The sequence below is a fragment of the Pseudomonas sp. SG20056 genome, assembly GCF_031764535.1.
GTDB lineage: Bacteria > Pseudomonadota > Gammaproteobacteria > Pseudomonadales > Pseudomonadaceae > Aquipseudomonas.
The window spans coordinates 1,503,914-1,516,783 of the sequence record NZ_CP134499.1 but is presented as its reverse complement, the minus strand read 5'-3'; the positions used below and the strand labels follow the sequence as shown (position 1 = coordinate 1,516,783).

13 protein-coding genes are annotated in these 12,870 nt (G+C 59.6%); 2 read left to right on the top strand and 11 right to left on the bottom strand.

Features of this window, described 5'->3' with window-relative positions; all coding sequences use genetic code 11:
* Positions 1–113: 113 nt before the first annotated feature.
* From RHP75_RS07265 to putP, 11 genes are all read right to left on the bottom strand, one after another.
* Positions 114–467: an Hpt domain-containing protein gene (locus RHP75_RS07265; RefSeq protein ID WP_311091160.1), complete on the bottom strand. Its 354-nt coding sequence runs from the start codon at positions 465–467 to the stop codon at positions 114–116.
* A 30-nt stretch (positions 468–497) separates the two neighbouring features.
* The gene (locus tag RHP75_RS07260; RefSeq protein ID WP_311091159.1) at positions 498–2,192 is read right to left on the bottom strand and encodes a fused response regulator/phosphatase; all 1,695 of its coding nucleotides are present in this window, start codon (positions 2,190–2,192) and stop codon (positions 498–500) included.
* 15 nt (positions 2,193–2,207) lie between these two features.
* Positions 2,208–2,513, bottom strand: coding sequence for an STAS domain-containing protein (locus RHP75_RS07255; protein WP_090383787.1), 306 nt, complete (start codon positions 2,511–2,513; stop codon positions 2,208–2,210).
* A gap of 157 nt (positions 2,514–2,670) precedes the next feature.
* Positions 2,671–3,123 carry a flagellar export protein FliJ gene (gene fliJ, locus RHP75_RS07250; protein WP_311091158.1) on the bottom strand — a complete coding sequence of 151 codons (453 nt, stop codon included), beginning with the start codon at positions 3,121–3,123 and terminating at the stop codon, positions 2,671–2,673.
* A gap of 3 nt (positions 3,124–3,126) precedes the next feature.
* The gene (fliI, locus tag RHP75_RS07245; protein WP_311091157.1) at positions 3,127–4,488 is read right to left on the bottom strand and encodes a flagellar protein export ATPase FliI; all 1,362 of its coding nucleotides are present in this window, start codon (positions 4,486–4,488) and stop codon (positions 3,127–3,129) included.
* Positions 4,478–5,341, bottom strand: coding sequence for a flagellar assembly protein FliH (gene fliH / locus RHP75_RS07240; protein ID WP_311091156.1), 864 nt, complete (start codon positions 5,339–5,341; stop codon positions 4,478–4,480). The genes fliI and fliH overlap by 11 nt, the downstream gene beginning before the upstream one ends.
* A gap of 3 nt (positions 5,342–5,344) precedes the next feature.
* Positions 5,345–6,361, bottom strand: coding sequence for a flagellar motor switch protein FliG (gene fliG / locus RHP75_RS07235; protein ID WP_275963036.1), 1,017 nt, complete (start codon positions 6,359–6,361; stop codon positions 5,345–5,347).
* Positions 6,354–8,138 (bottom strand): flagellar basal-body MS-ring/collar protein FliF, encoded by a 1,785-nt coding sequence (fliF, locus tag RHP75_RS07230; protein WP_311091153.1) that lies wholly within the window; start codon positions 8,136–8,138, stop codon positions 6,354–6,356. Before fliF ends, fliG begins: the two co-directional genes overlap by 8 nt.
* Before the next feature lie 15 nt (positions 8,139–8,153).
* The gene (gene fliE, locus RHP75_RS07225) at positions 8,154–8,483 is read right to left on the bottom strand and encodes a flagellar hook-basal body complex protein FliE (protein ID WP_311091152.1); all 330 of its coding nucleotides are present in this window, start codon (positions 8,481–8,483) and stop codon (positions 8,154–8,156) included.
* 93 nt (positions 8,484–8,576) lie between these two features.
* Positions 8,577–8,798: a VF530 family protein gene (locus tag RHP75_RS07220; RefSeq protein WP_311091151.1), complete on the bottom strand. Its 222-nt coding sequence runs from the start codon at positions 8,796–8,798 to the stop codon at positions 8,577–8,579.
* Positions 8,799–9,178: 380 nt separating this feature from the next.
* Complete coding sequence (gene putP / locus RHP75_RS07215; RefSeq protein ID WP_311091149.1) at positions 9,179–10,666, bottom strand: sodium/proline symporter PutP; 1,488 nt, start codon at positions 10,664–10,666, stop codon at positions 9,179–9,181.
* Between the two features lie 720 nt (positions 10,667–11,386).
* On the opposite strand from putP, the gene RHP75_RS07210 reads away from it, so the two are divergent.
* Both RHP75_RS07210 and RHP75_RS07205 read left to right on the top strand, forming a co-directional pair.
* The gene (locus RHP75_RS07210) at positions 11,387–12,244 is read left to right on the top strand and encodes an HDOD domain-containing protein (RefSeq protein ID WP_311091148.1); all 858 of its coding nucleotides are present in this window, start codon (positions 11,387–11,389) and stop codon (positions 12,242–12,244) included.
* 68 nt (positions 12,245–12,312) lie between these two features.
* Entirely contained in the window at positions 12,313–12,840 is a 528-nt protein-coding gene (locus RHP75_RS07205; RefSeq protein ID WP_311091147.1) for a metal-dependent hydrolase, read from the top strand.
* Positions 12,841–12,870: the final 30 nt, after the last annotated feature.

Here is a 12,870-nt window from a genome sequence, read left to right as displayed (position 1 = left end):
ATACTCTCCGCTCGGGGTTGGTCGTGTGGAGAGTTTTGCAAGGCGCGGGCCAACTTGTTGGCGGGCAGGTTCAGCGGGGAAAAATGTAGCGACCAGAGACAGAAGCAGCAAGGCTAGTGCCGATAACGCTGCCGCTCGGACTTGAGAAGAATGCGCACGATGGCAAATTCACGCTCGATCTGCTCAACCAGATCAGGGGCCAGCTCCAACTGCTCACGCCGCCCGGCCTCCTCCAGCTGTTTGCACAGCCCGGCCAACATCAGTGCACCCATATTGCTGCAGCTGCCTTTGAAGCTGTGAGCTGCCAAGCGCAGGCTCTGCGCATCGGCTGCCCGCTCAGCCTGACGCAACACCAGCAGGCGCTCTTCGGAGTCGATCAGGAAGGTATCCAGCAGAACCGGGTATTCATCTTCCATGACGTCCTGCAAAGCCGCCAATACTGCGCTATCAAGGTGAATATCGGACAACTGCTCGCTCCCCTCGCGTATTGCCTTGGATTATGCCCCAGGCAACCAGGAAAACTCCACGCGCACCCCCGGTTCGCCGTCGCCCCAACTGCAACGTTCACTCAACTGCCTGACCAGCGCCAGCCCGCGACCGCTCAAGCTATGGGCATCACGGGGTTCTGTCGGCAATTGCTGCGCATCGAAACCCGAGCCGCTGTCTTCAACCCGCACGACCAACCGTCCACCCGCGCCCTCTGGCAACAATTGCAGATGAAAGCGCACAAACCCATCGCTCAGCGCTGCCAACCGTACGCTGCGCTGACGGTAGTACTCGGCAAAACCCTCGGCATTTGCCTTGAGCGCCGAGTCCAGGCCTAGCACGCCATGCTCCAGGGCATTCGAATACAGCTCGGCCAGCACACTGAACAAGGCGCCGCCCTGAGGCCGTAAGCCCTGCACCTCAAGCAGTAGCTGCAAGAGGAACGGCAACGGATTGAAATGGCGCAGAGTTTCTCCGCGAAACTCGAAGCTGGCCGACCAGTCCAGTGAATGGCTCTGGCCATTGTCGGCGAAGGCCAGCGGCGGCCGGCTCAGTTCGGCGTCATCGACCAGACTGACTTCAAGCAGACTGACATCATCCTGCTGCTCGCCACTGAAGCGGGTCAGCGCCTGCTGAATCTCGCCAAACAGCGCCGTTTGCTGCCGATTGGCGACAAACACCTCAAGCAGACGCCCCTCCCCGAACAACTCGCCCTGCTTGTTACAGGCCTCCAGCACGCCATCGGAAAGCAGGAAAACCCGATCCCCCAGCGCCAATGGATAAACCTCGTACTTGTCGTTGAACGCGGTTGGCTCCAGCACGCCCAGCGGCAAATGCCGCGATACCAGCGGCAAGCGCTCGCCACTGCCGCGCAGCAGATAGCCATCTGGCAGGCCGCCGTTCCACACTTCGACCACCTGGCGCTGGAAGCTGATATTCAGCACCGTGGCGCAGCAGAACACCCCGACCGGGAGAATGCGTTTGAGCTTGGCGTTGATCTCGCGCAGCACTTCGGCCAGCGAATAGCCCTTGGCCGTCATGCCGTAGAACACCTCGGCCAGCGGCATCGCGCCAATTGCCGCGGGCAAACCGTGACCGGTGAAATCGCCCAATAGCACATGCATGCCGCCTGAGGGTTTGAACGCAGCCAGCAGCAGATCGCCGTTAAACACCGCGTAGGGCGATTGCAGATAACGGATATTCGGCGCATCCAGACAACCGGAATGAGTGACCTTGTCGAACACCGCCTTGGCTACACGCTGCTCGTTGAGCAGGTGTTCGTTGTGCATGGCAATCAGGTCGCGCTGCTGCAGCACGGTGTCCTGCAAGCGGCGCAGGCGATCCATGGCCTTGATCTTGGCTTCGAGAATCACCCGGTTATAGGGCTTGGCCAGAAAGTCGTCACCGCCGGCTTCCAGGCAGCGCACCAGGGCTTCGCCTTCGGTCAGTGAGGTAAGAAAGATGATCGGCACCAGTTCTTCGCCGGCGACCTGCTTGATCCGCCGCGCGGCTTCAAAGCCGTCCATGACCGGCATCAAGGCATCCATCAGCACCAGCTGTGGACGCTCCTGCTCAAACAGTGCCACGGCTTCCAGGCCATTACTGGCAGTCAGTACCCTGTGGCCCTGACGACTGACGATGGTCGACAACAGCATGCGGTCAGCCGCGTTGTCCTCGGCAATCAGAATGGACAGACGCTCTGCCATGGCACGCGCCCCGCGTCAGGCGATCTTGAACAGTTGCTCGAAATTCGAGATAGCGAGGATCTTGCGTACATCCGGGTTGCAGTTGAGCAGACGGATCTGCGCACTGTCGCCACCGGCGTGATCACGCAGCAGCAACAGCATGCCGAGCGCTGAGCTGTCAAGGTAGGTGGTGTCCTTGAGGTCTACGACGTAACGCTGCGGGGTGGTATTGACGCGTTCGTAGGCATTGCGAAATTCCTGATGCGCACCGAAATCGAAGCGTCCCTGAATCAGAATGGTCAGCTCTTGCCCATCGGATGAGGGCAGCGAGGTGATGGCCATGAATTACTCCTATCAACGAAAAGACCAGGCCGCACGTTCAGGTGGGCCAGACTGCAGGTTATGCATGATCAAGATGTAGCATCGCAATGCCCATGCGGCAACTGTTTCGGCTGAGTTGATGTGTCGCCTTCAGTTTCAAGTAAACGGCAAGTCGCGCTCAAGGCTGCGAATCACGGGCGGATATGCGCTGTGAAAGCTCATCCAGCAGTTTTTGCTCACGCTTGTCTTCGGCCAGGCGCGCTTCGTCCTGATAACGTTTGACCAGCTTGCGTAAACCCTCCAGACGCGCATAACGCTGCTGCCAGACCTCACGCACTTTTTCCATATTGGCGCGGTGCCAGTCGACGCTGTTGCGCTGCTGGCCGATGGCGGTTTCCAGCTGGGTAAGAAAGCGCTGATAGTTCATCAGCCACTGGCCGGAGACGCCGCGCTGGCCTTCACTGATCCATTGTTGCTGGTAATCCCCGCGGTAGCGCTCCAGATCGCCCAGCTGCACTTCGGCCTGGCGTAACAGCCCCTGGCAACGCCCCAGCTGCAAGGCCGCTTCACGTTCGGCGCGCTCGGCCATATCGACCACTGGAGCCAGGCGCGCGGCGCGGCTTTGCGCCATGGCTTACACGCCCGCTGCGGCAGGGTTGAAGGTCGCCGCCAGCTGCGCGCTGCTGCTTTCCAGGCTTTCGTTGTCCTGCAGGTTCTGCCGCAGGTACTTGACCATGGCTGGCTGGCGCGCGATGGCCAGATCGGTGTCAGCATCCCCACCGGGTACATAAGCGCCAACACTGATCAGGTCGCGGCTCTGCTGATAGCGCGACCACAGCTGTTTGAAGCGCTGTGACAGGCGCAGATGCTCTTCGCTGACCACCTGCGGCATCACCCGGCTGATCGAGGCTTCGATATCGATGGCCGGGTAATGCCCCTCCTCGGCCAAGCGACGCGACAGCACGATATGGCCGTCGAGCACACCGCGGGCGGCGTCGGCAATCGGGTCTTGCTGGTCGTCGCCTTCACTGAGTACGGTATAAAACGCAGTAATCGACCCGCCGCCCTTCTCCGCATTGCCGGCGCGCTCGACCAGCTTGGGCAGGCGAGCAAACACCGATGGCGGGTAGCCTTTGGTTGCCGGTGGCTCGCCAATGGCCAGGGCAATTTCCCGCTGGGCCTGGGCGAAACGGGTCAGCGAGTCCATCAGCAACAGAACATTCTTGCCCTTATCGCGGAAATACTCGGCAATGCGCGTGCAATACATTGCCGCACGCAGGCGCATCAGCGGCGCATCGTCGGCCGGCGAGGCTACGACCACTGAACGCTTGAGACCCTCGTGACCGAGGATCTCATCGATAAATTCCTTAACTTCGCGGCCCCGCTCACCAATCAACCCGACCACGATAATGTCAGCCTCGGTAAAGCGCGTCATCATGCCCAGCAGCACCGACTTACCCACACCCGTGCCGGCAAACAGGCCAAGGCGCTGGCCACGGCCGACGGTGAGCAGGCCATTGATGGAGCGGATGCCGACATCCAGCGGTTCACTGATAGGGTGACGGTTGAGCGGGTTGATCGCTGGGCCATCCATTGGCACCCAGTCTTCGGCCTTCATGCCGCCCTTGCCATCGAGGGCGCGACCGGTGCCATCGAGCACCCGCCCGAGCATCGACATGCCCATCGGCAGACGCCCGGTATCCGGTAACGGCACCACACGAGCACCTGGAGCAATGCCGGCCAGACTGCCGACCGGCATCAGGAAGATCTTGCCGTTAGAGAAGCCCATCACCTCGGCTTCGACCTGTACAGGGTGATAGCTGTCGTCGTTGATCACCAGGCAACGGCTGCCCAGAGCAGCGCGCAGACCTTCAGCTTCCAGGGTCAGGCCGACCATGCGTAGCAGGCGGCCTTCGACCAACGGCTGAGTTGGCAGTGCCACGGCCTCACTGTAACCGGCCAGACGTTTGGCGAAACTCACCCGATCAAGGCGCATCCGGGCTCGCCTGGTTATCTGCCTGAGGAGCATCTACCTCGGGCATATCCTTCTGGGGAACCGCCAGCGGCTGAGCATCCAGATCAGTATGTAGATCGGCCTCCAGCGGGTGCGCCGCCTGTTCGCGCTGCTGCTCGAACAACTGCTTGATGGCCTGGTTCAGACGGGTTTCCACAGTGGCGTCGATACGGCTGAGTTCACTTTCCACCCGGCAACCGCCGGGCAGCAAGGAAGCATCTTCGAGAATCCGCCAGCTCTCCTCGTGACGCTCACGCAGGGCCTTGATCATCTCGAAATCTTGCGGATTGACGTGAATACGAATATTGCCGGTGCCCATCGGCAGCAGCTTGAGCGCCTCGCTGAGCACCTGACGAATCTGGCTGGAGTCGCTGACCAGCTCACGCTGAATCACCTGGCGCACCATCTGCCCGAGCAGACTGACCATGGCTTCTTCAAGCTGCTGATCTTGCTCGGCAATCGGCTCGAACAGTTGCGTCATCAATTGCTCCAGCCCAGCCAGTTTGGCGGCCAGGGCCATATCGGCTTCCTGCTTGGCCTTCAGCTGGCCAGCATGGAAGCCGTCCTTCTCGCCCGTGGCAAAACCCTCGTTGTAGGCGTCCTGGCGGATCGCCTCCAATTCATCCAGCGTCAAGGGTTTGACGTCTTCCAGGGCTACGTCTTCGCTTTCGGCCGGTGCCTGCTCGCTCGCCTCAACAGGCTGCTCGGACACCTGCTCTTCTTCGCCTGGTTCAGGTATTTCGACTTCCGGGTCGAAGCTAGGCAGCGTCCAGACATCAACGCCTTTGAGGTCCTTGGCGCGAATCAGCTCGCTAGGCGGCTCTTTACTGGACATGCGTTAGACCATTTCCTCGCCGCCTTTGCCGCCTAGGACAATTTCTCCGGCCTCGGCCATACGTCTGGCGATGGTGAGGATTTCCTTCTGCGCGGTTTCCACGTCGCTGACGCGTACCGGACCTTTGGCTTCCAGATCGTCGCGCAGCAGTTCGGCGGCACGTTTGGACATGTTCTTGAAGACTTTTTCCTTGATCGCCTCGTCGGCACCTTTGAGCGCCAGCACCAGTACGTCAGAAGACACCTCGCGCAGCAGCGCCTGGATGCCACGGTCGTCGACATCGGCAAGGTTGTCGAAGACGAACATCAGGTCCTCGATCTGGCTGGAGAGGTCTTCGTCGACTTCGCGGATCGAGTCCATCAGCTGGCCTTCGACCGAGCTGTCGAGGAAGTTCATGATATCGGCGGCACGCTTAACCCCGCCGAGCGCGGCGCGGGTGGTGTTGGAGCTGCCAGAGAACTGCTTCTCGAGAATCTGGTTGAGTTCTTTCAGCGCAGCCGGTTGCACGGTGTTCAGCGACGATACGCGCAGAACGATATCCAAACGTACCTTGTGATCGAAGTGGCCAAGCACTTCACCGGCCTGATCGGGATCGAGATAGGCCACCACAATGGCCTGAATCTGTGGGTGCTCGTAACGGATCACGTCGGCAACGGCACGCGGTTCCATCCATTTCAGGCTGTCCAGACCGCTGGTACTGCCGCCGAGGAGGATACGGTCGATCAGGTTGCCGGCTTTGTCTTCACCCAGCGCCTGAGTCAGCATTTTGCGAATATAACCGTCGGCACCGACGCCCAGACTGGTCTGATCGCCGACGATGTCGACGAATTCACCCATCACCTGCTCAACCTGCTCGCGCTGGATGTTGCGCATGCCGGCCATAGCCACGCCAACCCGCTGCACTTCCTTTGGCCCCAGGTGACGCAGCACCTGAGCGGCATCGGTCTCACCCAGCGACAGCAGCAGAATCGCGGCCTTGTCGACCTTGCTCAATTTAGTGGCAGTTCGATTCTCACTCATCGGCGTTAATCCACTCTTTCACAACCTGGGCTACGCGGCCTGGGTCTTCAGCGACCAGGCTCTTGATGGCGTTCAATTGTGCATCATACCCCTCACTCGGGCTCGGCAGGAGGATGCTTTGCGGGCCGCCCAGACTCACACGGTCCTCGGCCAGATCGCCACCCAGCGCGCCCATTTCACCCAGCTCGACATCACCATCGCGGCCATCGCCCTGACCTTTGCCACCATTGGTAATGTTGTTGAGCACAGGCCGCAGCACACCGAACACCAATATGAGGATAAACAGCACGCCGAGCACTTGCTTGACCACATCCCAGAACCACGGCTGGGTGTAGAACGGAATATCAATCATCTCCTCGCCCAGCTCGGCGGAGAACGGCGTATTGATCACGCTGACGCTATCGCCACGGCTGGCGTCAAAACCCACCGAGTCCTGCACCAGACGGGTAAAGCGTGCCAGATCATCACTGCTCCATGGCACCCGCGTGGTTTCGCCAGTGGCCGCATCGACCTTGACCTGATCGTCCACCACCACCGCTACCGACAGGCGGCGCAGACGGCCTTGCTGCTGCTTGGTGTAGCTGATCGAACGATCCAGCTCGAAGTTGCGGGTGGACTGCTCGCGCTTGTCCGCCGGATACGGCGCCAGCATAGCCAAGCCGGTAGCTGGATCGATAATCTGCTCACCGTTGGCATCCAGCAGCGGCTGCCCGGCGGCAACCGGGCCGGGCACCGCAGCCGCGCCACCTGCTTGCTCGGGAGCTGCCGCCGCACCCGGCGGCTGATTGGCCAGAGCACCCGGCACACCTTGCGGCGGCAGGCTGCTGGTACGTTGTTCATTGACCGACTGCTCACTGCGCAGCGCCGGTTGATCCGGGTTGAACATTTCCGAGGTGGATTCCACCGCGCTGAAATCCACATCAGCCGACACTTCAGCCTTGTAGCGGCCCGAACCCAGTACCGGTTGCAGGATGTTGTGCACGCGCTGGGTAAACAGGCTTTCCATACGACGGCTGTAATCGAACTGCTTGCCGGCCATGGTCAGCTCGGACATTTCCTGAATATCCGAGAGCAGGTTGCCCTTCTGGTCGACCACAGTGACTTGCGCCTTGTCCATTTCCGGCACACTGCTGGCAACCAGATTGACGATGGCCATCACCTGGCTCGGCTCCAGACCACGCCCGGAATACAGCTCCACCAGCACCGAGGCACTGGGCTTGCGCTCGTCGCGCACAAATACCGAACTCTTCGGAATGGCCAGGTGTACGCGAGCCGCCTTGACGTTGTTCAAGCTGGAAACGGTACGCGCCAGCTCGCCTTCCAGGCCGCGGCGGTAGCGGGTGGCTTCCATAAACTGGCTGGTGCCCAGGCCTTGCTCCTGGTCGAGGATTTCAAAACCGACGCTATTGTCCTTCGGTGCAACACCAGCAGCAGCCAGGCGCATACGCGCACGGGCCAGGTCATCAGACTTGACCAGCAACGCGCCGGAATTCGGTTCCACGGTGTACTTGATGTCGGCGGCGGACAGCGTCTCCATCACCTGGGACGCATCCATACCATCGAGGCTGCCATACAACGGCTGGTAGTCCGGTTGCTGCGACCACAGCACCACGGCAAAGCCGATGGCCACGCTGGCGGCCAGACCGACCAGCAGGCCGATCTGGCGCAACATCGACATGTCGGCGAGGTTTTCCAGAAAAGTCAGGCCGAACAGCGGTTTCTTCGGCTCATCACCACCGGTGGTGGCAGGTACGTTTGCAGCGACGGCTTCAGCCATGATTCAGCCCTACCCTTAAACCGGCATCTGCATAATGTCTTGATAAGCCTGAACCAGCTTGTTGCGCACCTGGGTCATGGCCTGAAAGGAAACGCTGGCTTTCTGCGAGGCGATCATCACGTCCGTCAAATCCACGCCACTGGTGCCCATTTCAAAGGCGGTTGCCAGCTTGCTGGAGGCCTGCTGGGTTTCGTTGACCTTACTGACCGCCTGCCCGAGCATCTCGGAAAAGCTCGGCGCACCGGGTTCCGGTGTGCTGGCGACAGGCTTCTGACGCGCCATGGCGTCGGCCTGCATGGAGCGCATCTCCAGCATCAAGCGATTGAATTCAACACCCTGGCTCATCACTACCTCCACTGGCCGCGGTTTTTTGACGCTTCGCGGCGTTTGCAGAGGTATTGCAACAAGGGTGCCAGATTTCGAATAGGGTCTTAGGGCCTATTTGCGCGCCTGCGAGCGGATATACAGGGCTTCGACCTTGTCCCGCGCCCAGGGCGTCTTGCGCAAGAAAGTCAGGCTGGACTTGATGCTTGGGTCGCTCTTGAAACAGCGGATATCAATCCGCTCGGCCAACCCATCCCAGCCGTACTGGGCAACCAGGGCGGTGAGAATGGCTTCAAGGGTCACACCATGCAGCGGGTCTTTCGGTGATTGAGTCATGCAGAACCTGTACGGACAGCTCGATTAAGGCAAACCCCGCCACCTTAGCCAAACCCGTGGCCAATCGAAAGCGCAGCGCGGTGCCTGAGATTTTATTTCGAGCATAAAAAAGGCCAGGTGCCATTTTTAACGTCGCGTAAAGACGCTGCTCGCTGGCTGCGGACTTATGGCAGGCAGGCGATAAAAATTGTCTGGAACAATTTTTAACGTCGCATAGCAACGGCCCGAAGGGTAGCGGCCATGGATGGTCAGCCATAAAAAAACCGGCCCAACACCAAAGGTGCGGGCCGGCGAAGCGCTATCGGGTCGCACGCACATCACCGCGAAGCAGGTCCGCGGGGCAACTGAGCGACCAGTCAGTTGCCAGGGATCTCAACCCATCAGACCGACTGGTATTCCTTCTCGGCTTCGTCGAAGCGCTTGATCATGCTGGCCGAAGGGCCGCTGCCGATCTTGCTGAACACCAGAATGGCGAGGGTGGCGAAGATAAAGCCCGGGATGATTTCGTACAGGCCCAGGTGGCCGAGGAAGTTCTTCCACAGGATCACGGTCAGGGCACCGACCAGCATGCCGGCCAACGCGCCGTTGCGAGTCATCTGCTTCCAGACCAGCGAGAGGATCACCACCGGACCGAACGCAGCACCGAAACCTGCCCAGGCGTAGGACACCAGGCCCAGCACGCGGTTTTCCGGGTTGGCAGCCAGCATGATGGCGACGATCGCAATCAGCAGCACCATGCCACGGCCGACCCATACCAGCTCGGTCTGCGAAGCATCTTTACGCAGGAAAGCCTTGTAGAAGTCTTCAGTCAGGGCACTGGAGCACACCAGCAACTGGCAGCTCAGGGTGCTCATGACCGCAGCCAGGATGGCGGACAACAGGATGCCGGCGATCCACGGGTTGAACAGCAGCTTGGCCAGCTCGATAAATACGCGCTCTGGGTTCTCGGTCACCGGGCCAGCGAGGTCCGGGTTGGCGGAGAAGTACGCAATACCGAAGAAGCCAACCGCCACAGCGCCTGCCAGAGTCAGGATCATCCAGGTCATGGAGATACGACGGGCTGCCGGGATCGACTTCACCGAGTCAGCGGCCATGAAGCGCGCCAGGATGTGCGGCTGGCCGAAGTAGCCCAGGCCCCAGGCCATCAGGGAGATCACGCCAACAAAGGTCGCGCCCTTGAGCATGTCGAAACTGGTGGCATCTTTCAGTTCGATTGCTGCGAAGGTCGCATCGGCACCACCGGTGGCAATCAGCACCACGACCGGCGTGAGGATCAAGGCGAAGATCATCAGGGTAGCCTGCACGGTGTCAGTCCAGCTCACCGCCAGGAAACCACCGATAAAGGTGTAGGCGATGGTCGCTGCAGCACCGGCCCACAGCGCCGTCTCGTAGGACATGCCGAAGGTGCTTTCAAACAGACGGGCACCGGCCACAACGCCCGAGGCGCAGTAGATGGTGAAGAACACCAGAATCACCAGCGCCGAGAAGATGCGCAGCACGCGGCTGCTGTCTTCAAAACGGTGAGTGAAGTAATCCGGCAGGGTCAGGGCGTTGCCATTGTGCTCGGTCTGCACGCGCAGACGGCCAGCAACGAACAACCAGTTCAGGTAAGCCCCGACAATCAGGCCGATGGCGATCCAGCCTTCGGACAGACCAGACAGGTATACCGCACCTGGCAGGCCCATCAGCAGCCAGCCGCTCATGTCCGAAGCACCCGCCGACAGGGCGGTGACGAAACTGCCCAGGCTACGACCGCCCAGGATGTAATCGGAAAGGTTCTTGGTGCGCATATACGCGAACAGGCCAATCAGCACCATGAGTGCGATGTACACCACGAAGGTGACGAGCATCGGAGTATTTGCAGTCATTGGGGAGCTCCCCTCTTGATTGTTGTTATTCAAGCAACAGGGAGTAGCCCCCATCGCCAATGTGGCATTGCACGCCTGCCTATGCAGGTGAAGCCGGTTACCGCAACCGAGACACAAAGAACCTGCTTACGATCTGCTGCGCGTCTTTTCTGCTGGACTAAAAACCGCCCTGCAACGCTTGAGCTCGCGAGATCGTAAAAAGGCTTTAAGGCCCCAATACAACAACGGGCGTATGCCGCAAGACATTCGCCCGTGAAAATCCTTTTAATTGCCTGCCAGCGCCTTACACCTGGCCAGGCCCTGCGCGCATTTAAGGTTCTGGCAACCGCTGCACGCCGGTAAAAACTCAGCACCACTCACCACGGCCTGTGCAGGCGCAATTTCGGACAAGGTCAGACGGGCTATTACGATCACGCCTTATCCCTTATTTGCTCACTGTATGTATTAGGTCTAGCCCAACTGCACAGGCCTGCCGGAGCAAGCCAATGGGCAGAAACCTGCGCACCGCGTAAATCGAGCACGGAATTTAGTGGCAGAAGCATGACCGCTTCTTACAAAAAGCTCTGGAGTTTTTGCAAAAAACTCCAGGCATAGGAACTTCCTGTAAACAGCCGTTTAAAGCACAACGCCACACTTTTCGCGGATTACAGCCATCCATCGCCACTTGTGCCACGCGTGTAACGGCCATCTAGACTGCATCCATAAGGCTGGAGGTGTGTGTTGCAGAGCGAAGCATCCGATTACTCAATCTACCGGCGCGTAGTCTCGCAGTTGATGCAAGGCGAAGAGCAATTGCCCAGCCTGCCGACCATCACCCTGGATATCCGCCGCGCGTTGGGTGACCCGAATATTTCGCTAAAGGACTTGGTGCGCCTGATCAGCCGCGACCCGGCCCTCAGCGCCCTGCTGATGAAACATGCGTCCAGCGCGCTGTATCGGCATACCTTGGCGCCCAAGACGCTGCACGAAGTGATCGGCCTGCTCGGCATGGGTGAAGTCGACCGAATCACCATGGTGCACAGCATCAAAAGCCTGTTCACCTTGCACAGCCCAGGGCATAAGCGCTTGTTTGTCGATGCCTGGGAGCGTCTGGTAATCAAAGCCAGCACCTGCGCCATGCTGGCACGCCTGCTGGGCCATGTGACGGCGGAACACGCCCTGCTGGCCAGTCTGCTCAGCGAAGTGGGCACCCTGGCCGTGCTCTCGGCGTTCAGAAACGAAAGCGTAACGCCCTCCAGCGAGCTGTATTACAAGCTATGCCGCGAATACAGCAAATCGCTCGGCATTATCGTGTTGAAGAAATGGTCAGTGCATAACGAATATATCGAGATCATCCGCGACACCGGCAACTGGCAACGCAGCCCGGGGCATAGCCTGCAATTGCTCGATCTGGTCAACCTGGCGCTCTACCACTCCATCAAGGAACGCACACCAGACGCTGAGCTGCCGCCGCTGCAAGAGCTGGCCGCCTACCAGAAGCTGATGCCGCCGCAGGACTTTATCGGTGAGAACGGCGAACTCAGCCTGGTGATCAGCCACCGCGCCGATATTCTGGCGATTGCCCAGACCTTGCGTTAAGCAAACTGAAAGCAGAGCATCTGCACCGCTCATACGACATACGAACGCAACTCAGGGACGAGATACAGATGATCATCGGACATGCGCCAGCAGCCTATATCGCTGCGGCGCTCTTACACAGCAAGCTTTTCGCTGCACGTCTTCCTGCCAAGGCTTTTATCTGCGCGGGACTACTGGGTGGAGTCGCCCCTGATCTGGATATGCTGTATTTCCATCTGATCGACCAACGCCAGCATCACCACCACACCTACTTCAGCCATTGGCCAATAGCCTGGATCGGCGCATTGATACTCAGCCTGATTGTTTACCGACAGAGTGATCGCAGCAAAGCAGCCTTACTGACCAGCACCTTTTGTGCTGCTGGTGTGCTGCATCTACTACTCGACAGTATCGTGGGCGATATCTGGTGGTTCGCGCCCCTGGTAGACCAACCCTATGCACTCTTTAGCGTACCCGCGCGGTTCAGCCCCTGGTGGCTGAGTTTCCTACTGCATTGGTCCTTTGCTCTGGAGTTAGGGCTGTGGGCATGGGCAGCTCTGCTCTACCGCCGACGTAGCAAAGCCTCGATCCACAACCAAGCCAGCGCCTCGGTATAAATCAGTAGTCCTTCGCCCAACCTGACACCG